Genomic DNA, 25043 nt, shown 5'->3' with positions numbered 1-25043 from the left:
CATTGAAAATGCACTGAAGCCATGGCCCAAGCACTTTTAGACAGCAGTTGATTGCGCACTGAAATCAAACTGATCTAGGTTTCAAATCCCTCGGGCAAACCTGCTTTCCCGGCTTGCGACGGATTAAGCCGGACATAGTCAGCTTTCAAATCTTCGGATGTCTTGCGGCTGCCATCATGGCTCCAGCCGGGAGGCGCGATCATATACATCAGGCGCTGCCGCAAGGTGAGACCTGACGAGAATACGTCTTTAAACATACCAACCCATTCGTGAAACGCCACACGCACCGGATTAAATGTGCCGACATTTTTCACGATGCCATAGCGCGGCATATCTTCCGGTAATTCCTCCACGAAAGTGCCGAACATGCGATCCCAGATAATCAGCGTGCCAGCGTAATTTGCATCAAGATAACGCGGATTGGTCGCGTGATGTACGCGGTGATGCGACGGGGTGTTGAAGATGAACTCGATAGGCCTCGGTAGTTTGTCTATGGCTTCCGTGTGAATCCAGAATTGATAGATCAGATTGAACCCATAGACGAAGGCGATCACCGCAGGGTGAAATCCGATGAGTACCATCGGCACTTGCAACACGAACATGCCCGTCATCTGTCCTGTCCACGACTGACGCAGCGCCGTCGTGAGATTATAGTGCTGACTGGAGTGGTGGTTGACGTGTTCCGCCCAGACCCAGCGCACACGATGCGCAATCCGATGATAGCAGTAGTAGCGCAAATCATCGAAGATGAAGGCGACTACAAATACCCACCAGTGCAGGCCGAGATCAAGAAAGCGGAACTGCCAAACCCAAAGCAGCGCTGTCACGGAAACGAAGCCGAGCAGCAAACCCGCCGCAACATTGCCCGCCCCCATCAACAGGCTTGTAAAAGCGTCTCTTGTCTCAAATTCGCCCTTGCGTTGCCAATATCGGATTGCCACGAGCTCAATCAGGATTCCCAGCACATAAAGCGGGATCGCAACACGCGTCACATCGAAAAATACCGGATTGCTATCCATGTCGGTTCCCCTCCCCAGACGGACCTGAAAGCCAGGCCATCACTCTTTCCCGATCCTCAGCATTACTGAAAAGAAACCGCGCTTTGGGCCAAGTAAAATCCTTCATATGTAATATCAGTTCGGTATTGCCTTTATCCTCTAGAGCAAGGACGTCTGCGGCGGTCACGCATCGCGTCAAAAAGCGGTCCCCGACGCTATGAACGAGCCCTGTGGATGCGCCACGCAACGGGAAAAATGCTGTACGACGATCATCGGTATAACAAATCTCGCCGATTTTGATTTCAGGATAGTCAAGATGAAAGCGCGCTTTGACACTTTCGTCGTCGGGAAGAATACTACGCTTAAGCCCTCCACCCAGAAAATGAATTAACAGAACCCCGAAGCCTATCCCGGCGACAACCATAAGCAGAAGCAGCCGCAAATCCATGAAATCTCCCATTCGCAGCGATGCCAAAATGTTCCCGACGACATCCTAGTCATCAACCAGTGCGAATACATCCCAAAACTTTGCGGGCCGATTTGCTAGTCGCAACCCACTTGGTATTTGCAACGAGCGATTGTTTCGATTTGGAGCACGCCGAAGCCGTAACAGGATACAAATACTGGCCAATAAGCCAAAGAACACGGCCGAAATTCGAAAAGTTTCAGAATTTTCCGAAATGGTCAAAAATTTCGTGTTTCAGGGGTTGAAGATTGGAGCAAGGTGATACATATCACAGTCACTTACCGCTGTGCCTCCTCCCATTGCGCGCGGTAAGTGTTCCCCTCTGGAGGTTTGCCCAATGTGGCACCTTCATAACTTAGCCGGACTTCTCAGTCCGGCTCTTTTTTTGCCCAAAATCTGGATAGCGGCTCATTTCACTAAAAATGTGCAACTTGTGCAACTTGCTGTTTTAAAAACACTAATTCATAAGAATCAGCTTCACTATATTCGCCACTCTGCAAATTAACTTATTCTCAGTTAATCAGCCAAATACACGTGGGTGCAACATAGAAAAAAGCGCCGCGTTTCCGCGGCGCTTTCCATCAATAGACCTACATTTTATCTCAGCCGTAGGCTGCTACTGGCGGACACGAGCAGATGAGATTTCTGTCGCCGCCGACATTGTCGACACGGCTGACCGGCGGCCAGTATTTTGCCGTCGCATCGAAATCGCCATTGATCGCGCTTGCCGGGAATACGGCTTCCTCACGCGTGTAAGGATGCGTCCATTCCGTTGCCAGTGTATCGCCTGCCGTGTGCGGTGCATTGGCAAGCGGATTGTCATCTGCTGGCCAAACGCCGTCGGCAACCTTCTTCGCTTCGCCCGCAATGGCGATCATCGCATCGCAGAGACGGTCGATTTCCGACTTCGGCTCAGACTCGGTCGGTTCGATCATCAGCGTTCCGGCGACCGGCCAGGACATGGTCGGTGCATGGAAACCATAGTCGATGAGGCGCTTGGCCACGTCTTCCACGGACACACCTGCGCTGTCCTTCAGAACACGCGTATCGACGATGCACTCATGCGCCACACGATCATGCGCGCCGGTGTAAAGGATCGGATAGGCGTCCTTCAGGCGATGCGCGATGTAGTTGGCATTGAGGATCGCAGCTTCGGTTGCCTTCTTGAGACCTGCGCCGCCCATCATGCGGATATACATCCACGTGATGACCAGAATGGATGCGCTACCAAACGGTGCAGCCGAAACCGCATGCTTGGAACCGATATCCACATGGCCCGGCAGGTAAGGCACCAGATGCTTGGCAACACCAATCGGACCGACGCCCGGACCACCACCGCCGTGCGGGATGCAGAAGGTCTTGTGCAGGTTCATGTGGCAGACATCGGCGCCGATATCGCAAGGGCGCGCAAGGCCGACGAGTGCATTGAGGTTTGCGCCATCGAAATAGACCTGACCGCCATTATCGTGGACGATTTCGCAGAAAGCCTTGATGCCTTCCTCGAACACGCCATAGGTCGACGGATAGGTAATCATGAACGCCGCGAGATTATCGCGATGCTTCTCGGCCTTGGCCTTGAGATCGTCGATATCGATATCGCCATCCGGACGGCAATTGACCACAACAACGCTCATGCCTGCCATCGAAGCACTGGCCGGATTAGTGCCATGTGCAGACGATGGGATAAGGCAGATGTTGCGATGACCTTCGCCGCGTGACTGGTGATAGTGGCGGATGGCCAGGAGACCAGCATATTCGCCCTGACTGCCTGCATTCGGCTGCAACGAAACACCCGCAAAGCCGGTGATTTCGCAAAGCCATGCTTCGACGTCAGCCGTCATCTTCGCATAGCCTTCAGTCTGGGCCGCAGGCGCGAATGGATGCAGGTTTGCAACCGTATTCCAGCTCACCGGCATCATTTCTGCCGCTGCATTGAGCTTCATGGTGCAGGAACCGAGCGGGATCATTGCACGGTCAAGCGCCAGATCCTTGTCGGCCAGACGACGCAGGAAGCGCATCATCTCGGTTTCGGAACGGTGCGAATGGAACACGTCCTGCGTGAGGAAACCTTCACCGCGCCCCTTGCCGGGAACAAGAGCTTTGTCGCCATCGACCGACTTGGCACCGAACAGAACGGCGAGTGCTGCAAGATCTTCCTCGGTCGAGGTTTCGTCAAAGGTGACACCAACTGTATCCGCATCAATGATGCGGAGCAGACGACCGCCCTTGTCGGCTTCGTCGGCAATCTTCGCAGCCTTACCGGCAACTTTAATCGTTACCGTATCGAATAGGCTATCACCTGCGATCTCGACACCAGCAGCTTTGAGGCCAGCCGCAAAGCGTGCAGCAAGGCCGGCCACGCGTGTAGCAATAGCCTGCAGTCCTGCCGGGCCATGCCAGATCGCGAAAGATGCAGCCATATTGGCAAGCAGTGCCTGTGCAGTGCAGATGTTCGACGTGGCCTTGTCGCGACGGATATGCTGTTCACGAGTCTGGAGCGCCAGACGATAGGCCGCACGACCATGCGCATCAACCGACTGACCGACGATGCGGCCCGGAATGATGCGGGTCAGAGGCTCGGACACCGCCAGATACGCGGCGTGCGGACCGCCGAAGCCCATCGGAACGCCATAACGCTGCATGGAGCCTACAGCCATGTCGGCACCCCAGCTGGCAGGCGCTTCCATAATGGTCAATGCCAGCGGATCGGCAACGGCGATGACGAGGGCGCCCTTGGCTTTCGCATCGGCGATGACCTTGCTGAAATCGCCATAGACACCACGCGTATCCGGCCACGGCACGACGATGGCAGCGGTATTGTCATCGACAGTGCTGCCAGTTTCGATCTCCCAGCCGAGCGGTTCGGCGCGGGTGTTGATCACATCGACGGTCTGTGGGTGCAGTTCACCTGCAAGCAGAATACGGCTGCGCTTGTCGCGGTGGTGACGGCAAGCAACGCCGATGGCTTCAGCAACCGCAGTCGCTTCATCCAGGAGCGATGCGCAGGCAACCGGCAGGCCGGAAAGCTCAGCAACCAGCGTCTGAAAGTGGAAAAGAAGCTCAAGACGACCCTGGCTGATTTCCGACTGGTAAGGCGTATAAGCCGTGTACCAGGCCGGATTCTCAAACAGGTTGCGCTGAATGACGGGTGGCGTTTCCACACCATGATAGCCCGCGCCGATGAAGCTCTTCTTCACCACATTGCGGCCCATGATTTCATTGAGCTCCGCAAGCGCTGCATGTTCGCTCAAAGCGGCTGGCAAATCGAGCGCGCGATTCAAACGAATGGATGCTGGAACCGCCTGGGTGATAAGGGTTTCCATGGAAGGAAGGCCGAGCGCTGCAAGCATTGCGCGCTCGTCTTCCAGTCTTGGCCCGATATGACGGGCAACAAAGGGAAGAACCTGTTGCGTCATTTGTTTATCCTACCAGTTTGTCGTAACCGGCCTTGTCGAGCAGACCGGAGAGCTGGCCTTCGTCGGAAAGCTTCAGCTTGAACAGCCAGCCTTCGCCTTCTGCAGCCTGATTGATAAGGGCTGGATCGCTTGCAACGGCTTCGTTGACTTCGACCACTTCACCATCGACTGGCGCGTAAACGTCGGAAGCGGCCTTGACCGATTCCACAACCACGATGCCTTCGCCCTTGGTGGCCGTGCGGCCGACGTCCGGCAGTTCGACGAAAACGAGGTCACCCAGTTGTTCCTGTGCGTGGATCGTAATGCCGACAGTGGCAACGCCGTTTTCGACGCTGATCCACTCGTGATCTTCGGTGAACAGGATATTGGCCATGGAAATCATCCTTTGCGATAGCGATGCGGAGTGAAGGGAAGCGCCGAAACGTCAACGGGAACCTTGTTGCCGCGAACGTCAGCGAAAACACGTGTGCCGGGGGTAGCGAGGCTTGCCTCGACATAACCCATGGCGACTGGGAAGCCTGCCGATGGACCGAACCCACCGGAAGTAACTGTTCCGATCTGGCGACCGGATTCATCAAAAAGATCGGCTCCGCCGCGAACCGGCTGACGGCCTTCCGGCTTCAGGCCGACGCGCTTGGCAGATGCGCCCTTGGCGATCGCGTCCAGCACGGCTTTTGCGCCGTTGAATGCAGCCTTTTCGCGCACGGCTTTGGTGATTGCCCATGTGAGGCCCGCCGAAACAGGATCCGTTTCCGGCGTGATGTCCTGACCATGCAGGCAGAGACCGGCTTCAAGGCGCAGACTGTCGCGAGCAGCCAGGCCGATCCATTCGACGCGCTCGTCGGCAAGCAGTTTCATTGCAAGCGCACGGGCTTCATCGGCTGGAACGCCGATCTCGAAACCATCCTCGCCGGTATAGCCCGAACGGGTCATGAACCAGCCAGCCTTGGGTTCAAACCCGCTCATGAAAGCAAGCTCGGCACCAGCCAGCCCGGCATCATTGATGACGGCTTCCGCTTCCGGCCCCTGAAGAGCAAGAAACACACGGTCAAGCGGATTGACCTTAACGTCCTTGCCCGATGCGGCTTCCGTCAAATGCTCGATATCGGCATCGGCATTGCCCGCATTGGCGACAACCATGAAACGGTCTTCGCCAAGACGCGTGACGATCAGATCGTCCAGAACGCCGCCATTATCATTGAGGAAGAAAGTGTACTTCGACTGACCTTCCTTCAGCACAGTCGGGTCGAGCGGACAGGTTTCGGCAAGAAGCGCAGCGGCATCCGCACCCGAAACCTCGATCAGCTTCATATGAGAAATGTCGAAAAGGCCCGCATGTTCACGCGTATGAAGATGTTCCTTCATGACGCCCAGCGGATAGGTGATCGGCATGTTCCAGCCAGCAAAGCCGCCGAAGCGCGCGCCAGCCTGTTCATGCAAATCCTGCAAAGGCAGGGTATTCAAATGTGCGGTATCGCCCATAACAACTCCAGAGTCGCACGTGTGCCTCCGCAAAATGCGGTTGCTTCGTGCCCCTCTGTCTCAGGCCTGAGAGACTCGCATGGCTATATAGAAAGCCATACTTACACCTTCGGCGCAGGGTTTCCCCTGACTTTCCAGAGTTGTCTTACCCGTCTGCGGTTCCTTGTACCTGAGAGATTTCGGGCGATTTCCCCTTCGGCGGCCAATTGGCGCTCTCCCGCAGACAGACAGTGCAAGAACGTCATATTATATGGCGTCCCGACACCCGACGGAACTCCCTTACCCCAATCCGGCGCGCAAGTCATGTAGAATTGTTGTCTCTAACCGACGATTTCCCGGACTTTTGCGACAAAATTTTAAGCGGACAGGAGGTCCGGATTTATACTTTATTATACATGCATATTGCGGCACAGACGAGACCGCGCATTTACCGGCAACTAAATCCGTTGGACGTGCCGCTCTCCACCACATTTTGTGGAGCAGTTTTTCGGCCAGCGAATTTTTAAAGAAGTTTTAACCAGTTAGCTGCCGGAGCAGCCTGAATCCAACCGATTTGCCTAACAGGGCATCAGATTGTGATCGCATGATGACCAAGCTGCGCAAAAGGCGTGCAACTGACAAGCTTTAACGCATTGCAGCTATGCAAATCTGTCTCTCCAATTCGAAATGCTTCAAGCCTATATGCTGTTTGCAACAAAGAGATAAGATTTTACTAGGTGAGAGAAATGAACCTGATCCGCTCGTACAACAACTGGCGCCGTTACCGTAACACCGTAAACGAACTGAGCCGCCTGAGCCCACGTGAACTGAACGACCTTGGCATCCTGCCTTCGGAAATCCCGTTCGTTGCACGCAAGGCCGCTGCTCGCTAATAGCGCCTCCGGAAGGCATCAGCCTTCTTCAAGGATCGCGAGTCCCCATAACCGCGCGGTCCTACAGTTTCCAGAATATCACCGGGGTGCTTTCTCCTCCTCCCATTTCCTCGGTGATTCAAGACCGGATGTCCTCCTCCCAAGTCCGGTCTTCCCCATAAAACACCCGTCGCCTCCTCCCGCGACGGGTGTTTTCGTTTATGGGCTGTATTTATGCCTCTTGCGAGGCAGGTGTTGCCGCACCGCGTCTGTCGAATGCAATCGAGATTGCAAAGACCACCAGACCAGACAAGGCAAGCAATGCGCCGACTGTTCCCGTCGACGTCCAGCCATAGCCCCATGCAACCGCAAGACCGCCGAGCCAAGCACCGAGCGCATTGGCGAGATTGAGCGCGGAATGGTTGAGGGCAGCAGCCAGCGTCTGCGCATCCGCCGCTACATCCATCAGACGCGTTTGCAATGCTGGGACGAGTGCAAACCCGCCGCCGACCAGAAGCACGTTCAAGAATGCAGTCACAGGATGCTGCATGAGGACGGGGAATGCCAACATGACGGCCATATCATAGAGCAGTACCAGACCAACAGTTCCCATAACCGAACGATCTGTCAGTCGCGACCCAACTATATTACCAAGCACCATGCCGAGGCCGAACATCGCGAAGACGAAAGGCATCCATTTCACATCGACATGCGAAACCTCGGTAACTGTTGCCGCGACATAGGTAAAAACGGAAAACAGGCCGCCCGTGCCAATTGCACCAATCCCAAGCGTCAGCCAGACTTGCTTGCGGCGAAATGCTCCCAGTTCGCGTAGGGGTGACGCCCCCTCCTCTGCAGGCTGTTTGGGTACATAGATCGCGACCAGCACCATAGTTAGCATTGCGATCAGGCCAACGGATGCAAACATTGCGCGCCACCCGGCAATCTGGCCAAGAGAGGTCGCAAGCGGCGTCCCGCACAATGTCGCAATGGTCAGTCCCATCATGACCCGTCCTACAGCCTGAGCACGCTTGCCCGGTTCCGCCAAAGATGCGGCGACGAGTGAAGCAACGCCGAAATAGGCTCCGTGAGGAAAACCAGCGATGAACCGCATCATGTAAAGACCGGCATAGTCCTGCATGAATGCGCTTGCGAGATTACCGAAAGCGAATAGCCCCATCAGCAGGAAGAGGAGCTTGCGGCGGTCAAGCTTTGCGCCGATCACTGCAAGCACCGGTGCGCCAATCAGAACACCGAGCGCGTAAGAACTGATGAGATGGCCGCCTTGCGGTATGGTCACCTTAAGATCACGCGCGATATCGGGCAGCAGCGCCATAATGGCGAACTCACCGGTACCTATACCGAAGCCGCCGATGGCAAGCGCTAGTTCCGCCAATCGTGCAGACGAACGTAGCGAAGTTTCCGGCGATGAAGCCGAAGGCTGAATTTTGGACATGAATGGGCCTGAAGGGAATGGAGGATGTCGGACAACCCTACCACTCCTTTCAGGTAAAGGCGATACGCATTGCTGCGGCGCTTTGACGGCTCAAAACAAACGATTATCTGGCCGCGACCGCCTCGATTTCGACCTTGAATTCCTCACGTGTGAAACCGGAAACGATCATCAGCGTGGAGGCTGGCGCTGGTTGCGGGAACAGCCTGTCACGAACATCCATATAAGGACGCATATAGGCCCGGTCTGTCACATAGGCGTTGATACGCACGACATCGGAAAGGTCCATACCGCCATCGCGCAAAATACGGCGAATATTCTCGAAGCAGAGTTCAGCCTGAGCGCCTGCGTCTTCCGGCACATTTCCATCCCGCGCGATGCCTAACTGACCGGAACAGAAAATCATTTCAGCACCGGCTTTAACCTTCACGCCATGGCTGTAGGCGGCAAAGGGTGCTGCCATGTCAGCGGGCAGCAGATGTTTCAAACTGTTCATCGTGAATCCTCAAGATTTCGGCGCAGCGGCCAGCATTTCTTTCAGCCGCGCCGCCCCGGCGGCAATATCGGCCTCGGTCGGATTAATACCCGCAGCCAGCAGACGGCGCGCGATCATATGGTCTGCCGGACGATTGATGGAATCGACAGCCACAAGCCTGTCACCGGCAAAATGGAAGATGGAAAATGCATTTTCTTCCGGGTTCCCCGAAAGGATATGCCGATCAGCATCGAAGGAAAGTCCTGCCGTCTGCAGCTTCATATCGCCCTGATCAGACCAGAACCAGGCGACTTCCCGAAACGGCGCTTCGCGTCCGACAATGGTGCGCGCCACATGCTTTGCCTGATCGGTCGCGTTTTGTACCGATTCCAGCCGTACCCGGCGACCAGCATGAAAGTGATCGTAGCTCACGCAGTCGCCAATGGCGTAGACACGGCTGGCAGAAGTACGCAGGTTCTCGTCGACAATAATCCCGTTGTCGATTGCAAGTCCCGCCGTTACTGCAAGCTCGACATTTGGCACCGCACCAGTGCCGATCACGACCATATCCGCCGGGAATATCGTGCCGTCTGCAGCTTTCACGCCGATAACATGGTTATTTTCCCCCTCGACTGCCGCCACGCCGAGACCGGTTAAAAGTGTGATGTTAGCGGCGCGGCTGCGCGCTTCCACATGGGCAGAGATATGAGTTGCAACCGAACGCCCCAGCACACGAGGCGCCGCTTCGATCAGAACCGTCTTTTTGCCAAGCGCGATTGCGCTATGAGCCATTTCGAGGCCAATGAAACCGCCACCGATAATGACGACATTCTCGACATTCGGCATTGCCGCTGCGATACGGCGTACATCTTCCATCCGGCGCAGCGTAAAGACACCTTCGAGCCCGACACCTGGTACATTGGGAATGCGCGCACGTGCGCCGGTCGCGAAGATCAGTTCAGACCAGTTCAACACGTGCCCATCATCAAGCGCGACCGTCTTGTCGGCAATCGATACGGCATCGACGTGATGGCCGAACAGCATCTCGATATTATTGTCGCGATAGGTTGCTTCCGGGCGCAACACCAGGCCACCGCCTTCCGGGGCTTTCAAATAGGATTTGGAGAGCGGAGGCTTATGATAGGGAATATCGGTTTCGTCGTTGATGAGAACGATTTCGCCTGCATAGCCTTCCTGCCGAAGGCTGATAGCGGCCTGCGAACCGGCATGGCCGGCACCAATGATAATGCATCTGTCGTCCATAGGACCTCCGGAAATTTCCGCGCATCATAAACACGTCACGGCCCGTCGCGTGACCGAATAGCCACGGATTCACACCTTAATTGCACGCAATTCGAATATTTAAAACATTTAGTTTGACCGATCGGTCAGATTGTTTAGTAGGATATGTCTAACGCCCTTGGCCCGAGCGTGTAGGAGTTGCAATCTTGAAACGATATTGGTCCGATTATACGAGCGAGGCATTCTCCCGCCTCGATCGCGAGAAGCTCGTGGCGGTTCTGCCCGTCGGCGCAATCGAACAGCACGGACCGCACCTGCCGCTGGCGGTCGATGCCGCGATTGTCGACGGCATGGTGAAGGAAACAATCGCCCGCCTGCCTGAAACAAGCCACGCGCTTTTCCTGCCGACGCAGGCCATTGGCAAGAGCAACGAACACAGTCTTTATCCCGGCACGCTGACGTTCTCGGCAGAGACAATCATTCGCATGTGGTGTGAAATAGGTGGCTGCGTGGCGGCAAGCGGCGTTCGCAAGATGGCGCTTCTCAACAGCCATGGCGGCCAGATCAGTGTCATGGATATCGTGGCACGAGAACTTCGTATCCGCCACAATATGATGGTGGTGAGCATCAACTGGTTCGGTCTCGGAATGCCGGAAGGCGTCTACAGCGACCACGACGCCAAGCACGGCATTCATGCCGGTGACATGGAAACCTCGGTGATGCTGGAAATGCATCCAGACCTGGTCGACATGTCGAAAGCCCAGGATTTCCGCACTCTTACGGAAACTTTTGCACGTGATTTCAAGCATCTTGCGCTGAGCGGCGGCGCGAAGCCTGCCTGGCAGATTCAGGATATCAATCCCTATGGCGCCGCTGGCGACGCAACGCTCGCGACTGCCGAAAAAGGTCGAGCGACCATCGATTTTGCCGCCGAGCGGCTGGTCGAGGTTCTCGCAGAAATCGAACGAGCGCCGCTTTCCTGGCTCGACAATCAACCAGCCTGGTAAGGACAATGAGCGTGGCCCCCAACTCGCAAGCTTCGTCCTCTCTGATCGAGATAGACGGCGTCTACAAGCAATATGGCACTGGTGTGATGGCCGTGAGCGACATGTCGCTCACGATCGAGCAAGGCCAGTTCGTCAGCTTCCTTGGTCCATCGGGCTGCGGCAAGAGCACAGCGCTGCGTATGATCGCCGGTCTGGAATCGATTTCCGCCGGTGATATCCGCGTCAACGGCCATGCTCCCGGCAAAGGTCCTATCGGAGCGCAGGATATCGGCTTTGTTTTTCAGGAGCCGACGCTGATGCCGTGGGCCAGCGTTTTCGACAATGTCTATCTGCCGCTGCGCCTTGCCGGTATCTCCCGCAAGGAGGCGACCCCGCGCGTTGAAGAAGCTCTGGCACAGGTTGGCTTGTCACGCTTTGCCAAGGCTTTTCCACGAGAGCTCTCAGGCGGCATGAAAATGCGCGTTTCCATCGCCCGCGCGTTGGTTACACGTCCGCGTCTTCTCTTGATGGATGAACCTTTTGCGGCACTCGATGAAATGACGCGCTTCAAGCTCAATAATGACGTGCTGCGCCTCTGGCAGGAACATGGCCTGACGGTGATCTTCGTCACTCACAGCGTTTACGAGTCGGTCTACCTGTCAAACCGCGTTATCGTCATGGCGGCAAGACCGGGCCGAGTGGTTGCCGATATACCAATCATTGGTTCCTATCCTCGCGCCGAAAATTACCGCACGACAGACGCATATGCGAAATATTGCGCCAAGGTTTCCGACGCGCTGACCGCGACGCTTTCTTCTCAAGATATAGACCATTGAGGGCGGGAAGATGAACCAGATGCAAAACGAACTGCCAGTTCTCAATTCCGAACAGGATCGCCTCGCCCGGCGCGAGCGCACTTTGCGCATCATGATGCCGACATTGGCAATCATCATCGCGCTCGGCATATGGGAAGGCCTTGTCCGCTACTATCAGGTACCGCATTACCTGATCCCAGCTCCTTCGCTGGTCGCCGAGACCCTGATCAAGGACGGTCCATCCTTAACGGCATCCATGTGGTTCACCGTCAAGCTAACCCTGATTTCGCTGGCCTGTGCCATTATTGGCGGCGTTCTGCTCGGCATGATCTTTGCCCTATCGCGCCCGATAGAAATGGCGTTCTTTCCCTTCGCCGTAATCCTGCAGGTCACACCGGTCATTGCTATTGCGCCGCTCATCCTCATCTATGTACGCGATACATTTTCAGCCCTGTTGATCTGCGCCTGGATCGTGGCGTTCTTTCCGATCCTCTCCAACACGGTAATAGGATTGCGCAGCGCCGACCACAATCTGCGCGATCTGTTCAAGCTCTACCGCGCCTCGCCATGGCAGCGCCTTCGCTATCTGCTGGCACCAAGCGCTCTGCCCTATTTCATGGCCGCGCTAAAAATCGCTGGCGGCCTGTCACTGATTGGTGCGGTTGTAGCTGAGTTTGTTGCCGGTACGGCAGGCCAGAGCACCGGTCTTGCCTCGCGTATTCTGGAATCGAGCTTTCGCAACGAAATTCCGCGCATGTTTGCGGCACTTTTCCTCGTGTCGCTGCTCGGCATCGTGATTTTCCTCATCACAAGCTGGTTGTCGCGCTTCGTCCTCGGACGCTGGCACGAAAGCGAAATCCGTCGTGAGCGCTAAAATGCTGACTGGCGTCGCCATAGCCGGACGTTCCGGACACTACGACATCAAGATCGAAGGTGATCGCATCGCATCGCTTGTTCCGTCGCAGGCAGTGGATGGTGGACTTGTCACCCCGCTTTTTGCGGATGTCCACGTCCATCTCGACAAGACGTTCACGATTCAGCGTATTACAGAAAATGGCAGCGCCACAGTGGATTGCCTGTTCGACGCCATAGACCTGATGGGCACAGACCGGAAGAACTGGAGCGCGGAAGATATCCGCACGCGCGCTAGCAGAGGCATTGAGGCTGCGTTCGAACAAGGCGTCGGCGCCATGCGCAGCCATGTGGACTGGACGACACCGGAAGTTCCTGTTGCATGGCCCGTTCTGAACGAGCTGCGCGAGGAATGGAAAGACCGGATCGACCTTCAGCTGGCGGCACTTGTGCATGGTGATCTGGTGCTTGATGCAGGCTCACAAATCGCGGCCCGTGTTGCAAAAGACGGCGGCGTCTTCGGAGCGTTCTTCTATCGCAACGCCGATCTTGAAGCCAAAATCGAAGAGATGTTCCGCCTCGCCGTGCAGCATGATCTCAATCTCGACTTCCATGTCGATGAAGGTCTGGATGTCGAAGCAAACGGGTTTTCGCTGATAGTATCGGCAACCAAACGCCATGGCATGGCTGGTCGGGTGCTGTGCGGTCATGCCTGCTCGCTATCACTGCGCAAGCCGGACGAACTGCAGCGTATCCTGGACGCTGCCGCGGATGCAGGCACGGCACTCGTTTCGCTACCCACGACAAATCTCTATCTGCAAGACCGGATCGGCGGAAAGTCTCCGCGCCTGCGCGGTGTTGCACCGTTGAAGGAAGCGCGCGCAGCAGGCATGGATGTCATGCTCGGTTCCGACAATGTCCGCGATGCATTCTATCCCTATGGCGATTACGACCCGCTCGCCATTCTTCGTCTCGCAGCGCCGGTTTGCCATGTCGAGCCGCAGGACTGGCTCGACAGCATCACCACCCTGCCCGCCCGCCTTATTGGCAGCGAATGCGTGCAGCAACCGCAGGCAGGTGGCGTGGCCAGTTTTGTCTGGCACGACGCAGCAGACCTGAACGATCTCATCAGCCGCCCGCAGGCCCGCCGCGTCGTCTGGCGTAATGGCGTTGCCGTGCCTCAAATCAACGGGAGAGCCACATGAATTCTGCCGCTCCACAGCGCATCTACGACTGGGCCGCATTTCGCGCCGAAATCGATGGAATCCGCATTTATGACGACCCAAAGCAAGTCGAACTGCGCTCGCGTGATTATTTCTGGTATAGCCCAATCCTCACCGAAGATATCGGCCATTATGTCGGCGATCTCGTCGTCATCCCGAAAGATCAGGATGAGGTGCGTCGCGTAGCGGCAGCCGCTGCAAAATTGCGTATCCCGATCACCGTTCGTGGCGGAGGTACCGGCAATTACGGTCAATGCGTTCCGCTCGAAGGCGGCATCATTCTGGACATGACCAAGATCGACCGCATCGTCTCCATCGAACCCGGCAAGGTTCGCGTGGAAGGCGGCGCGCGCATTTCGCGTCTGGACGATGCCGTACGCGAAACCGGTCAGGAACTGTTGATGTATCCGTCGACCCGCCGCATCGCCACGATTGGCGGCTTCTTCTCGGGTGGTTCAGGCGGCATCGGCTCATTGCGTCACGGCATGTTGCGCGACGATGGCAATGTCTATTCGGTCAAGGTTCTGACTGTCGAACCGGAGCCGAAGATTATCGAATTGACCGGACGCGACATTCATAAAGTCCAGCATGCCTATGGCACCAACGGCATCATTCTGGAACTGGAAATCGGTCTTACCAAGGCAACGGACTGGATACATACTGCAGCCTTGTTCGATAGTTACGAGGCAACGCTCAACTTCTGCCTCAAGGCGCTAGAAGGCAATCTCGACTGCTATCTTCTGACCACTGTAGATCGCCGTTTTGCGCGCTTTTACACCAAGTTCGGCGACCTATTCCCATCCGACAAGGATGCGGTTTTTGCCATGATTGCCCCGGAAGAAATGGCTCGTTTCGAAGCGCTCGCCACTGAATTTGGTGGCAAGATTTCCTTCGCCATGACGCTGGATGAATTGCACAAGAACGGGCTGCAACCCGCTTATGAATGTGGCTGGAACCACACAACCTTGCAGGCGCTGAAAGCCGAGGAAGGCTGGACCTATCTGCAGGTCGCCTATCCGCGCCCGTTTGACGTGGACGTAGTGACACGCCAGATCAAGCGCTACGGCGAAACGCAGTATATGCATCATGAAATGGCGCGCCTTGAAGGAGAAGTGCAGATTTTCGCGCTTCCGCTTGTTCGCTTTGAAGGTCGTGACGAGATGTACCGCCTGATCAAGGAACTGGAGCAGGTTGACGGTTGCGATATCTACGATCCGCATGCCTACACCATCGAGGATGGCGGCATGAAAGAAATCGACAGTGTCCAGATCGAATTCAAGAAACTGGCAGACCCATATGGCCTGCTCAATCCGGGCAAAACGCGCGGCTGGACCGCTGACATGGCTTTGACTGATTAAAACAAGGGGAACCAAATGAAAAAGACACTGGTTGCGGCGTTGGCTGCACTTTCCATGGGCCTTTCTGCACAGATGGCCTATGCGCTCGACAAGGTGACGCTCGGCACCAACTGGCTCGCGCAAGCCGGTCACGGCGGTTTCTATCAGGCTGTCGCAGATGGTACCTATGAAAAATACGGCCTCGATGTGCAAATCGAAATGGGCGGACCGCAGGTCAACAATCGCCCGATGCTTGCTGCAGGCCGTCTCGACTTCCTGCTGACCGGAAACTTGCTACTGTCGTTCAACAATGTCGCCAACGGCGTGCCGACGACGGTTGTTGCCGCATTCTACCAGAAGGATCCGCAGGCATTGATGGCGCATGAAGGTGCGTACAAGGACTTCAAGGACCTGGCCAATGCCGAAACGATCCTGATTTCGAAGGACGGCCAGTTCTCGTTCTGGCCATGGCTCGTCAAGGATTTCGGCTTCAAGGACGAACAGCTGCGCCCTTATGGCTACAGCCTCGCCCAGTTCCTCAACGACAAGAAAGTCGTGCAACAGGCCTATGCGACCGCCGAGCCGATCTATGCAGAAAAGGAAGGCGCTAAGGTTACGACCTATCTCCTCGCCGACTACGGTTACAGCACTTACGGCAATACAATCGAAACCCGTCAGGATCTGATCGAAAAGAACCCTGATCTGGTACAGCGCTTCGTCAGCGCTTCCGTGGAAGGCTGGACCAATTTCCTCTACGGCGACCGCAGCAAAGCCTATGAACTGATCCTGAAAGACAATCCGGATATGAGCAAGGAAACGCTCAATGCGGAACTGGAGCGGATCAAGAACCTTCAGCTTATCGACAGTGGCGATACGCTTGAAAAGGGAATTGGCGCAATCTCGATGGATCGCGTCAAGGCGTTCTACGAACTCGCCCGCAAGGCAGGGATTGTCAGCGGCGACGAACTCGACATGAGCAAGGTCGCGACCGATGCCTTCGTAAACAAGGGCGTAGGGCTCGACATCAAGAAAAAGCTGGGGCAATAACCCCTCCTCAATCGCGGCAGGCATGAATGAACAACGGCGACGAGAATGACGACACCGAACTGACCGGACGGGACAAGGTTCTCGGACGCAGGCGGCGCATTCTCGGTGCAATACGGGCTGCCGCGATCGATGAATTTGCCGAAAAAGGCCTTGCGGGGGCATCCACGCAAGGCATTGCGCACCGCGCCGGTCTCACCAAGCCGCAACTGCACTACTATATTTCGAGCAAGGAAGAGCTTTACGAGGACATCATCGTATACATCCTCGAAGAATGGGAAGACATATTCCTCGGGGCTAGTACCGAAGATGACCCTGCCAAGGTGATCCGCCAATATATCCGCGCCAAGCTCGAATATAGCCAGAAAAGCCCCAAAGCCTCGCGCCTTTTCACCACCGAAATTGCCAATGGCGCACCTTATCTGAGCCGCCATTGGAAAAAGCACGTCGCAGCGACCCATAATGCAGTGAAACTCATCCAGTCGTGGGTGGATGATGGTCGGATCAAACCTGTCGATCCCCTACTATTTCAGATGCATATCTGGGCCGTCACCCAGCATTATGCCGACTTTGAAACGCAGGTTCGCAGCATGATGGAACTCAACAAGGACGAACCGCTCGATCTCGAAAGGATCGAGAAAGAGGTTTCGGCGCTGTTTCTGCGGGCCTGTGGATTGGAATAAAACGCGTACCGACAACCCTTTCAGCGTAATCCTTCAAGTTCCGCGATGCGGGCGGCACTGTCTTTTTCAAGCATTCTGGTCATTTCGCGAATGACCGTTTCCGCCAGCACAAAGAGCGCTGCCGAAGAATCCCAGGCTGACGGTACGGCCGTACGTCCCGCCAGAACATGACGCGCCACGCGTGCAATCGGTGAAAGCCACTGGTCGGTCACGAGGATGACTTCCACGCCTCGTGACCTTGCCGTCTCAGCCAGTTTCAAAAGACTGTCCTGATAACGACGAATATCGAAAACCACCAGAACATCACGCTTTCCCATATCGAGAAGACGGTCACGCCACACGCTCTCCTGTCCACCCAAGTGAAAGACATGCGGGCGAATGACCGTCATATGCGCCGCCATATATTGCGCAATCGGATCGGTGAAGCGCCCGCCAATCAGATAGACATTGCCCTTGGCGTCACTCAAAGCCGACACGGCCTGCCGCAACTGCTTTGCACCCAAATGCCGGAAACTTTCACGAATATTCTCAAGCGTATGTTCCACCGCCGGATAGGCTGTGTCTCGCCCGGTTCCCGGCTGTTCGTTGCGGTGGTGCGGTGATTGCAGTTGAGCCGCAAGTTCATCCTGCAAACGCGCTTGAAAATCAGGATAGCTCTGAAACCCGAGCCTGTTCACAAAGCGCAATATCGTTGGGGAGCTGACACCGGCCAAGCCGGAAAACTCCGCGACAGTTTTTAGTCCCAGCATCGGGTAATTGGCGATCAGCGTCTGGGCGGCACTGCGCTCGCCCGCTGGCATCGTGTCGATCCGTTCATTGATCAATTCCGCAACGCTTGCATGCACCGGCACAGCACTTCCCATTCCTGAACGCCCTTTTTGAATTCGGGCGAAATTGTGTTTGACAAATAATCATAGGACGTATCAAATAATCCGCAATAGCGCATAATTGGAAAAAACGTAACATAAGTTACAGCGCGGGGAACGAACAGAATGACGGACGAGCGAGAACATCGCACGGCTTCGTGCGAGCCTGTTTCTGTCTTCAACAAGGATGGGGAAAGTCCCTATCTTCTTGTCTGCGAGCACGCATCCAATTTCATTCCCGAGACTTTCAAGGGGCTCGGTCTAGAGGGAGATGCCTTGCAGGCACACATCGCGTGGGACCCCGGCGCGGTGGAAGTCGCAAGACATCTCGCTACGTCTCTCGATGCGCCGCTCGTCGAAAGCCAGCTTTCGCGACTGCTGATTGATTGCAATCGTCCACTCGACGCTCACGACCTCATTCCGGAAATCAGCGAGACAACCGTGGTTCCCGGAAATCACGCGCTCAATTCCATGGAACGTCTGGCACGTATCGATCTTTCACATCGGCCATTCCACACTGCTGTCGAACACGTGATTGCAGAGCGTGCGCGACGAGGACAGGCATCCTGGATCGTGACAATCCACTCCTTCACGCCCATCTATCGCGACGTCCCCCGCCCCTGGCCGATCGGCATCATCCACGACGAAGATGACCGGATCGGCAAGCCGTTGATCGCTGCACTGCGAAAAGATCCAGCGCTCAATGTCGGCGTCAACGAACCCTATTCACCAGCCGATCGCGTCTATTACACGCTGGAGCGGCACGCGCGTCCGCGCAATGCGCCCTGCGTGATGATCGAACTTCGCAACAATGAGATTGCCGACGGTCCGGCACAGATTGCCTGGGCCGAAAAACTCGCAACGATATTGAGGGACATTGCGAAAGCAATCGACCCTCGCAACACAGAACAGAAAGCCTGAAGGAGCGGGAAATGCCGAAGCCGATCAGACTGTTCGTCAAATATGTTGATGCAGTGAATTACTATGTCGGGCGCTTCGCGATGTATCTCTTCTTCGTGCTCGGTGCCTGCCTTCTATATTCGACTTTTTCGCGTGTTGTTCTCGGAGTACCGGTCAACTGGGTATTGGAAATGTCCCAGTTCTTGCTCTCTGCCTATTATCTGCTCGGCGGTGCCTACGCCATGCAGCAAGGCGCGCATGTGCGCATGGACCTGTTCTTTGACCGTCTTTCACCACGCAGGAAAATGATCACCGACATGATCACCATCCTGTTCATCATCTTCTATCTCGGTGTGATGGTCGCCGGTGGCATTTCATCGACCAACTACGCCATCGTTTACAGCCAGAAGAACTATACCGCCTGGGCGCCGCTTCTCTGGCCGATCAAGCTCATCATGACTGTCGGTATTCTCCTGCTGCTGCTGCAATGCGTCTCCAATTTCTTCAAGGACTGGGCCTCCCTGCGTGGACAGCCGATCAGCACCATTGCGGGTCCTGCCATTGAGGAAGGGCATCACATATGAGTTCGGAATTCATAACGCTCTTCATGTTTGCAACCATGATGGTGCTGCTCATGACCGGGCAGCGCGTATTCGGCGTGATCGGTTTTGTCGGCTCGCTCGCCGCGCTTCTGCTTTGGGGCAAAGGCTCGTTCGAGATGCCGTATAATGCCACCTTTGCGGTGCTGAACTGGTATCCGCTTATCACTGTGCCCTTCTTCGTCTTCATGGGCTACATGCTCTCGGAATCGGGCATTGCCAGCAATCTCTACCGCATGTTCCACGTGTGGTTCGGCGGCATTCGCGGCGGTCTGGCACTGGGTACGATCGGCCTGATGGTCATTATTTCCTGCATGAACGGCCTGAGCGTTGCGGGCATGGCAATCGGTGCTACCGTCGCACTGCCAGAGCTTCTCAAGCGTGGCTACAACAAGGTTATGGTAACGGGCGTCATCCAGGCGGGCAGCTCGCTTGGTATCCTTATTCCGCCAAGCGTCGTGCTGGTACTTTATGCGATGATTGCCCGGCAGCCGGTATTGCAGCTCTGGCTCGCAGGGATTGGTCCCGGCCTTCTCATGGCCGCGCTCTTTGCGATCTATATCTACATACGCTGCCGCCTCCAGCCCGAGCTCGGACCGACTTTGCCACAAGAAGAACTGGACAGGATCACATGGCACGACCGCTTCGTCGCGCTACGCGCAGGCATTCTGCCACTCGTGGTCTTCGGCGCGATGATGGGCCTGTTCCTCACCGGCGTTACCAGCCTTGTTGAAAGCTCAGCCGTCGGCGCATTGCTTGCAACGCTTGCCGCGCTTTTCACCGGACGCCTCAACAAGATTGTCTGGGAAACCACGTCACGGAACAGTCTCACCGTCACCTGCATGTTCCTCTGGATCATTCTGGCTGCACTCTGCTTTTCGTCGGTCTACGATGGCCTCGGAGCGGTGAAAGCCATTGAAAGGGTGTTGCTGAACACCTTCGATCTGTCGCCCTGGACAATCCTGATACTGATGCTGTTTTCGTTCATCATATTGGGCATGTTCCTTGATGACACGGCAATGCTGGTCATCGTGGCACCGCTTTACATACCGCTGGTCAAGAGCCTCGGCTTCAACGCCATCTGGTTCGGTGTGCTCTACACGATCACCTGCCAGATCGCATATATCACGCCGCCTTTCGGGTACAATCTCTTCATGATGCGAGCCTTGGCCCCGAAGGAAGTCACGCTGATAGACATCTATCGTTCAATCGTACCGTTCTTCTTCCTCATGGTGCTGACCATCATCCTTCTGATGATCTTTCCGCAGATCGCGATGTGGTTGCCCAACTGGTACACCGGACGATGACGATAATTACGGGAGAATACGCATAAGCCGGTGACAAGAGCCAGAACGGCCAGACCGGAACACATAAAGGGTGAACTCAAACAAGAGTGGGAGAATGGGCATGAGTGAGAATAGCAAGCTTAACAAACGCGATTTTCTCAAGAAAGCCGGGCTGACAACCGTTGGCGCGCTGGGTGCAAGCACGCTTGCAACGCCATATGTGAGGGCGCAAAGCCCAATCAAATGGCGGCTCCAGACTTATGCAGGTCCGGCACTTGCAGAGCACGTCATCAAGCCGTCTATCGACGCCTTCAACAAGGCTGCCAATGGCGAGATGGTGATCGAACTTTATACTGCCGACCAGCTTGTGCCGCAGGGTGAGCTGTTCCGCGCGGTTCAGTCCGGCACAATCGACGCCGCGCAAAGTGATGACGACTCCATGGCGTCACCAGTCGATGTCGCGGTGTTTGGGGCTTATTTCCCCTTTGCATCGCGCTACAGCCTCGATGTGCCTGCCCTGTTCAACTGGTACGGACTCAATGAAATCTGGGAGGAAGCCTATAAGGAAATTCCGGGCGTCACATGGCTCAGCGCCGGTTCCTGGGACCCCTGCAATTTCGTAACCACCAAGCCGATCCGCAGCGTTGCTGACCTAAAGGGACTTCGGGTCTTCACATTCCCGACCGGTGGCCGCTTCCTGACCAAATTCGGCGTCGTGCCTGTCACGCTGCCTTGGGAAGATATCGAAGTCGCTATCCAGACGGGTGAGCTTGACGGCGTTGCATGGTGTGGCGCGACCGAGGCTTATACAGTCGGCTGGGCCGACATCAACAAATACTATCTGACCAACAATATCAACGGCGCATGGGCCGGTTCCTATTTCGCGAACACCGAGAAATGGGACGCCGTGCCGGATCACCTGAAGACGCTCTTCAAGCTGGCAATGGACTCATCGCATTATTATCGCCAGCATTGGTACTGGTGGGGCGAAGCTCACTATCGCACCACCGGTGGGAAGCTGGAACTGACAACTATTCCGGAATCGGAATGGAAGCAGATCGAGGACGCTGCCGAACAGTTCTGGGATGAAATCGCAACCAAGAGCGAGAGAAACGCGAAGGTGGTCGCAATCCTGAAAAAATATCAGGAAACCATGCGAGGTGCGGGTGCACCTTACCGTTATGCCTAAGGATTTTGGACGCGGCACACTGTGCCGCGTCCATCACTTTTTTCCGTTCTGGAGCGAGCATAAATGGCCGGACAATTGACTTTCGATGCATTGAAAAAAGCTGTTGCGAATGATGAAATCGATACGGTTCTCGCATGTTTTGTGGACATGCAGGGACGCTTGATCGGCAAACGCTTCTACGGGCAGTTTTTCGTGGAATCTGGTTACGACGAGACCCACGGCTGCAATTATCTTCTTGCCGACGATATCGATATGGAACCAGTGCCGGGCTATGAGGCCGCCGGATGGGACAAGGGCTATGGTGATTTTGTCATCAAGCCGGATCTTTCAACCTTGCGCGTCGCCACATGGCTGGAAAAGACCGCCATCGTGCTTTGCGACGTGCTCGATCATCACGACCATCAGGATCTGGCGCATTCCCCGCGTGCTATCCTTAAGAAACAGCTCGCGCGCCTGCACGAGCGCGGCTATCGCGCCTATTTCGCGTCTGAGCTTGAGTTCTATCTTTTTGACGAGACCTATAAGACAGCCCGCGCAAAGCACTGGCAGGATATGGAAACGGCATCTCCTTACGTGCAGGATTATGTCATCCACCTGACCACCAAGGAGGAACCGGTTCTACGCGCAATGCGCAACCAGCTCGCGGCAGCGGGAATTCCGGTCGAAAACTCCAAGGGCGAATGGGGTCCGGGACAGGAAGAACTGAATGTGCGCTATGCCGAAGCGCTCGAAATGGCAGACCGCCATGTCATCATGAAGAATGCGATGAAGGAAATCGCCGAAGCACACGGCAAATGCATCACCTTCATGGCCAAGTATGATTACGGCAAGGCTGGAAGCTCCAGCCACGTGCATAATTCCATCTGGAGCGCCGATGGCAAGGAACCGCTCTTCTTTGATCCGAAAGCCCCATACACTATGACGCCGTTGATGCGTTCCTGGGTGGCCGGACAGCTCAAATACGCCACCGACTACACCTATTTCCTGGCGCCCTACATCAATTCCTACAAGCGCTTTCAGGCAGGCACTTTTGCGCCGACGAAAATCATGTGGAGCCAGGATAACCGCACTGCAGGTTTCCGCCTTTGCGGCGAAGGCACGAAAGGCATCCGTATCGAATGCCGCATCGGTGGTGCTGATCTCAATCCATATCTGGCCTTTGCAGCGCTTATCGCATCGGGCTTGCAAGGCATAGATGAACAACTGGAACTTGATGAGCCCTTTGTCGGCGATGCCTATAGTGCGGTCAAACTCAAGGAAATTCCTTACACGCTCCGGGAGGCCGCACAGGCGCTCAAGAACTCGTCGTTTCTCAAGGAAGCTTTTGGGGAGGCTGTGGTCAACCACTATGTCCACACCGCCCATTGGGAGCAGATCGAATACGACCGGCGCGTGACCGACTGGGAACTACATCGCGGTTTCGAGCGCTATTGACCCGCGTGACCGGTCCCGAAATGAATAACGCAATGCCAGACTTCAGAGGAAATTGCAGATGAGCGGCACGGCCAAGATCATCTCTCCGATAGACGGCTCGGTTTATGCCGAGCGTCCTTTTTTAAATGAGGCTGCAATCGCCTCGACGGTGGCGGCAGCGCGCGCTGCGCAAACAGGCTGGGCTCAGTTGAGTATTGCTGAGCGCGCGCGCTATTGCCGGGCCGCACTGGATGCGCTTGCCGGGATGCAGGAAGAGATTATCCCTGAAATCGCATGGCAGATGGGGCGCCCGATCCGTTACGGCGGGGAGAATGGCGGCGTGCAGGAACGCGGCCAATATATGATCGACATCGCCGAAGAGGCGCTGAAACCTTATGTGCCCACACAGAAGGATGGTTTCCGTCGGTATGTGAAGCACGTGCCGCTCGGCGTGGTTCTGGTGATTGCACCGTGGAACTATCCCTATCTCACCGCCGTCAACACAATCATTCCCGCACTTATGGCCGGGAATACCGTGATCCTCAAACATGCAACGCAGACGCTTCTGGCTGGTGAACGCTTTGCAAAAGCGTTTGAGAAGGCCGGGCTGCCCAAGGGTGTCTTCCAGAATATCGTTCTCGATCACGCATCGACCGAAAAGTTGCTTGCATCCGGCACAATTGACCACGTGAATTTCACCGGCTCGGTTGGCGGGGGGCGCGCCATCGAAAAGGCTGCTGCAGGCACATTCATGACGCTCGGGCTGGAGCTTGGCGGCAAGGACCCGGCCTATGTGCTTCCTGATGTCAATCTGGACCATGCCGTCGCCAATCTGGTCGATGGTGCTTTTTTCAATTCCGGCCAGTGCTGCTGCGGGATCGAGCGCATCTATGTTCATGAAGCAGTCTATGACCGCTTCGTCGATGGTTTCATCGACCTGACGAAGCAATATGTCGTCGGCAATCCGCTGGATAACTCAACGACGCTTGGACCAATGGCGCAGGCGCGCTTTGCCGATCTCATCCGCGAGCAGAAGGCGGAAGCGTTGCGCAAGGGTGCGAAGACCCACGTCAATATGAGCGTCGAGAATGATCGCGCGGGCTCTCCCTATGTCGCGCCGGAAGTGCTCACCAATGTCGACCACCAGATGAGCGTCATGCGTGAAGAAAGCTTCGGCCCCATCGTCGGCATCATGAAAGTACGCAATGACGAGGAAGCTCTCGCGCTCATGAATGACAGCATCTACGGCCTCACAGCTTCGCTCTGGACAGCAGATACGGACCACGCTGCCGCTCTCGGTGACCGCATCGAAACGGGCACGGTTTTCATGAACCGCTGCGATTATCTCGACCCCGCACTTGTCTGGACCGGGGTCAAAGACACTGGCAAGGGTGCTGCCCTGTCACCCATCGGCTACGGCAACCTCACGCGACCGAAATCCTTCCACCTGCGTGAGAAAATCTGATC

The 25043-nt window shown here is 55.7% G+C and carries 23 protein-coding genes and 1 riboswitch; of the genes, 14 read left to right on the top strand and 9 right to left on the bottom strand.

All coding sequences use genetic code 11. The features are described from left to right. Positions 1-74: 74 nt before the first annotated feature. The 5 genes from FG152_RS01810 to gcvT form a co-directional block, all read right to left on the bottom strand. Complete coding sequence (locus tag FG152_RS01810; protein ID WP_010659046.1) at positions 75-1019, bottom strand: sterol desaturase family protein; 945 nt, start codon at positions 1017-1019, stop codon at positions 75-77. Next, positions 1012-1446 (bottom strand): hypothetical protein, encoded by a 435-nt coding sequence (locus FG152_RS01805; RefSeq protein WP_036563560.1) that lies wholly within the window; start codon positions 1444-1446, stop codon positions 1012-1014. Before FG152_RS01805 ends, FG152_RS01810 begins: the two co-directional genes overlap by 8 nt. A 620-nt stretch (positions 1447-2066) precedes the next feature. After that, a complete protein-coding gene (gcvP, locus tag FG152_RS01800) occupies positions 2067-4880 on the bottom strand; it encodes an aminomethyl-transferring glycine dehydrogenase (protein ID WP_010659048.1) in 2814 nt (937 codons plus the stop codon). 4 nt (positions 4881-4884) lie between these two features. Next, positions 4885-5253: a glycine cleavage system protein GcvH gene (gcvH, locus tag FG152_RS01795; protein ID WP_010659049.1), complete on the bottom strand. Its 369-nt coding sequence runs from the start codon at positions 5251-5253 to the stop codon at positions 4885-4887. 5 nt (positions 5254-5258) lie between these two features. Further along, complete coding sequence (gcvT, locus tag FG152_RS01790) at positions 5259-6362, bottom strand: glycine cleavage system aminomethyltransferase GcvT (RefSeq protein WP_010659050.1); 1104 nt, start codon at positions 6360-6362, stop codon at positions 5259-5261. Positions 6363-6508: 146 nt separating this feature from the next. Next, positions 6509-6592, bottom strand: a riboswitch (glycine riboswitch). Positions 6593-7087: 495 nt separating this feature from the next. Between gcvT and FG152_RS01785 the strand changes: the two genes are divergently transcribed. Further along, positions 7088-7234: a DUF1127 domain-containing protein gene (locus tag FG152_RS01785; RefSeq protein WP_002965914.1), complete on the top strand. Its 147-nt coding sequence runs from the start codon at positions 7088-7090 to the stop codon at positions 7232-7234. Positions 7235-7445: 211 nt separating this feature from the next. Here the strand turns inward: FG152_RS01785 and FG152_RS01780 are convergent, their stop codons facing one another. The 3 genes from FG152_RS01780 to FG152_RS01770 all read right to left on the bottom strand — a co-directional run bounded on the left by FG152_RS01780 (position 7446) and on the right by FG152_RS01770 (position 10404). Continuing rightward, on the bottom strand, positions 7446-8669 hold the full coding sequence (locus FG152_RS01780) for an MFS transporter (protein WP_010659051.1): 1224 nt from the start codon (positions 8667-8669) through the stop codon (positions 7446-7448). Between the two features lie 103 nt (positions 8670-8772). Then, the gene (locus tag FG152_RS01775) at positions 8773-9162 is read right to left on the bottom strand and encodes a RidA family protein (RefSeq protein WP_010659052.1); all 390 of its coding nucleotides are present in this window, start codon (positions 9160-9162) and stop codon (positions 8773-8775) included. Between the two features lie 9 nt (positions 9163-9171). Next, positions 9172-10404: an NAD(P)/FAD-dependent oxidoreductase gene (locus tag FG152_RS01770; RefSeq protein WP_010659053.1), complete on the bottom strand. Its 1233-nt coding sequence runs from the start codon at positions 10402-10404 to the stop codon at positions 9172-9174. Positions 10405-10589: 185 nt separating this feature from the next. Between FG152_RS01770 and FG152_RS01765 the strand changes: the two genes are divergently transcribed. From FG152_RS01765 to FG152_RS01735, 7 genes are read left to right on the top strand one after another with little or no spacing between them, the layout of a single operon-like run. Continuing rightward, on the top strand, positions 10590-11390 hold the full coding sequence (locus FG152_RS01765) for a creatininase family protein (RefSeq protein WP_010659054.1): 801 nt from the start codon (positions 10590-10592) through the stop codon (positions 11388-11390). 5 nt (positions 11391-11395) lie between these two features. Further along, the gene (locus FG152_RS01760; RefSeq protein ID WP_010659055.1) at positions 11396-12205 is read left to right on the top strand and encodes an ABC transporter ATP-binding protein; all 810 of its coding nucleotides are present in this window, start codon (positions 11396-11398) and stop codon (positions 12203-12205) included. 10 nt (positions 12206-12215) lie between these two features. Next, positions 12216-13058 (top strand): ABC transporter permease, encoded by an 843-nt coding sequence (locus FG152_RS01755; protein ID WP_029375997.1) that lies wholly within the window; start codon positions 12216-12218, stop codon positions 13056-13058. Then, positions 13048-14241 (top strand): amidohydrolase family protein, encoded by a 1194-nt coding sequence (locus tag FG152_RS01750; protein ID WP_226622539.1) that lies wholly within the window; start codon positions 13048-13050, stop codon positions 14239-14241. Before FG152_RS01755 ends, FG152_RS01750 begins: the two co-directional genes overlap by 11 nt. After that, positions 14238-15617 carry an FAD-binding oxidoreductase gene (locus FG152_RS01745; RefSeq protein WP_010659058.1) on the top strand — a complete coding sequence of 460 codons (1380 nt, stop codon included), beginning with the start codon at positions 14238-14240 and terminating at the stop codon, positions 15615-15617. The genes FG152_RS01750 and FG152_RS01745 overlap by 4 nt, the downstream gene beginning before the upstream one ends. 15 nt (positions 15618-15632) lie before the next feature. Beyond that, positions 15633-16643, top strand: a complete 1011-nt coding sequence (locus FG152_RS01740; RefSeq protein WP_010659059.1) for an ABC transporter substrate-binding protein — start codon at positions 15633-15635, stop codon at positions 16641-16643. A 26-nt stretch (positions 16644-16669) separates the two neighbouring features. Beyond that, positions 16670-17323 (top strand): TetR family transcriptional regulator C-terminal domain-containing protein, encoded by a 654-nt coding sequence (locus FG152_RS01735; protein ID WP_010659060.1) that lies wholly within the window; start codon positions 16670-16672, stop codon positions 17321-17323. Between the two features lie 20 nt (positions 17324-17343). Here the strand turns inward: FG152_RS01735 and FG152_RS01730 are convergent, their stop codons facing one another. Further along, positions 17344-18186 carry a MurR/RpiR family transcriptional regulator gene (locus FG152_RS01730; RefSeq protein WP_010659061.1) on the bottom strand — a complete coding sequence of 281 codons (843 nt, stop codon included), beginning with the start codon at positions 18184-18186 and terminating at the stop codon, positions 17344-17346. Positions 18187-18315: 129 nt separating this feature from the next. Between FG152_RS01730 and FG152_RS01725 the strand changes: the two genes are divergently transcribed. The 6 genes from FG152_RS01725 (at position 18316) to FG152_RS01700 (ending at position 25041) form a co-directional block, all read left to right on the top strand. Next, a complete protein-coding gene (locus FG152_RS01725; protein ID WP_010659062.1) occupies positions 18316-19110 on the top strand; it encodes an N-formylglutamate amidohydrolase in 795 nt (264 codons plus the stop codon). Positions 19111-19121: 11 nt separating this feature from the next. Then, entirely contained in the window at positions 19122-19673 is a 552-nt protein-coding gene (locus tag FG152_RS01720; protein WP_010659063.1) for a TRAP transporter small permease subunit, read from the top strand. Continuing rightward, positions 19670-20995: a TRAP transporter large permease gene (locus FG152_RS01715; protein ID WP_010659064.1), complete on the top strand. Its 1326-nt coding sequence runs from the start codon at positions 19670-19672 to the stop codon at positions 20993-20995. Before FG152_RS01720 ends, FG152_RS01715 begins: the two co-directional genes overlap by 4 nt. Positions 20996-21095: 100 nt before the next feature. Further along, complete coding sequence (locus FG152_RS01710) at positions 21096-22163, top strand: TRAP transporter substrate-binding protein (protein ID WP_012093235.1); 1068 nt, start codon at positions 21096-21098, stop codon at positions 22161-22163. Positions 22164-22226: 63 nt separating this feature from the next. After that, positions 22227-23597, top strand: a complete 1371-nt coding sequence (locus FG152_RS01705; protein ID WP_010659066.1) for a glutamine synthetase family protein — start codon at positions 22227-22229, stop codon at positions 23595-23597. Positions 23598-23655: 58 nt separating this feature from the next. Then, positions 23656-25041: an aldehyde dehydrogenase family protein gene (locus tag FG152_RS01700; protein ID WP_010659067.1), complete on the top strand. Its 1386-nt coding sequence runs from the start codon at positions 23656-23658 to the stop codon at positions 25039-25041. The last annotated feature ends 2 nt before the right edge of the window (positions 25042-25043 follow it).

Source organism: Ochrobactrum sp. XJ1, assembly GCF_024701725.1.
In the GTDB taxonomy this organism is placed as follows: Bacteria; Pseudomonadota; Alphaproteobacteria; order Rhizobiales; family Rhizobiaceae; genus Brucella; species Brucella anthropi.
Note: the sequence above shows the minus strand (reverse complement) of the source record. Positions and strands in the feature narration are given on the sequence as shown.

Coding starts and splice junctions, on each gene's coding strand:
- FG152_RS01810 (WP_010659046.1), bottom strand. CDS start 1,019: ATGGATAGCAATCCGGTATTTTTCGATGTGACGCGTGTTGCGATCCCG.
- FG152_RS01805 (WP_036563560.1), bottom strand. CDS start 1,446: ATGGATTTGCGGCTGCTTCTGCTTATGGTTGTCGCCGGGATAGGCTTC.
- gcvP (WP_010659048.1), bottom strand. CDS start 4,880: ATGACGCAACAGGTTCTTCCCTTTGTTGCCCGTCATATCGGGCCAAGA.
- gcvH (WP_010659049.1), bottom strand. CDS start 5,253: ATGGCCAATATCCTGTTCACCGAAGATCACGAGTGGATCAGCGTCGAA.
- gcvT (WP_010659050.1), bottom strand. CDS start 6,362: ATGGGCGATACCGCACATTTGAATACCCTGCCTTTGCAGGATTTGCAT.
- FG152_RS01785 (WP_002965914.1), top strand. CDS start 7,088: ATGAACCTGATCCGCTCGTACAACAACTGGCGCCGTTACCGTAACACC.
- FG152_RS01780 (WP_010659051.1), bottom strand. CDS start 8,669: ATGTCCAAAATTCAGCCTTCGGCTTCATCGCCGGAAACTTCGCTACGT.
- FG152_RS01775 (WP_010659052.1), bottom strand. CDS start 9,162: ATGAACAGTTTGAAACATCTGCTGCCCGCTGACATGGCAGCACCCTTT.
- FG152_RS01770 (WP_010659053.1), bottom strand. CDS start 10,404: ATGGACGACAGATGCATTATCATTGGTGCCGGCCATGCCGGTTCGCAG.
- FG152_RS01760 (WP_010659055.1), top strand. CDS start 11,396: ATGAGCGTGGCCCCCAACTCGCAAGCTTCGTCCTCTCTGATCGAGATA.
- FG152_RS01755 (WP_029375997.1), top strand. CDS start 12,216: ATGAACCAGATGCAAAACGAACTGCCAGTTCTCAATTCCGAACAGGAT.
- FG152_RS01745 (WP_010659058.1), top strand. CDS start 14,238: ATGAATTCTGCCGCTCCACAGCGCATCTACGACTGGGCCGCATTTCGC.
- FG152_RS01740 (WP_010659059.1), top strand. CDS start 15,633: ATGAAAAAGACACTGGTTGCGGCGTTGGCTGCACTTTCCATGGGCCTT.
- FG152_RS01735 (WP_010659060.1), top strand. CDS start 16,670: ATGAACAACGGCGACGAGAATGACGACACCGAACTGACCGGACGGGAC.
- FG152_RS01730 (WP_010659061.1), bottom strand. CDS start 18,186: ATGGGAAGTGCTGTGCCGGTGCATGCAAGCGTTGCGGAATTGATCAAT.
- FG152_RS01725 (WP_010659062.1), top strand. CDS start 18,316: ATGACGGACGAGCGAGAACATCGCACGGCTTCGTGCGAGCCTGTTTCT.
- FG152_RS01720 (WP_010659063.1), top strand. CDS start 19,122: ATGCCGAAGCCGATCAGACTGTTCGTCAAATATGTTGATGCAGTGAAT.
- FG152_RS01715 (WP_010659064.1), top strand. CDS start 19,670: ATGAGTTCGGAATTCATAACGCTCTTCATGTTTGCAACCATGATGGTG.
- FG152_RS01710 (WP_012093235.1), top strand. CDS start 21,096: ATGAGTGAGAATAGCAAGCTTAACAAACGCGATTTTCTCAAGAAAGCC.
- FG152_RS01705 (WP_010659066.1), top strand. CDS start 22,227: ATGGCCGGACAATTGACTTTCGATGCATTGAAAAAAGCTGTTGCGAAT.
- FG152_RS01700 (WP_010659067.1), top strand. CDS start 23,656: ATGAGCGGCACGGCCAAGATCATCTCTCCGATAGACGGCTCGGTTTAT.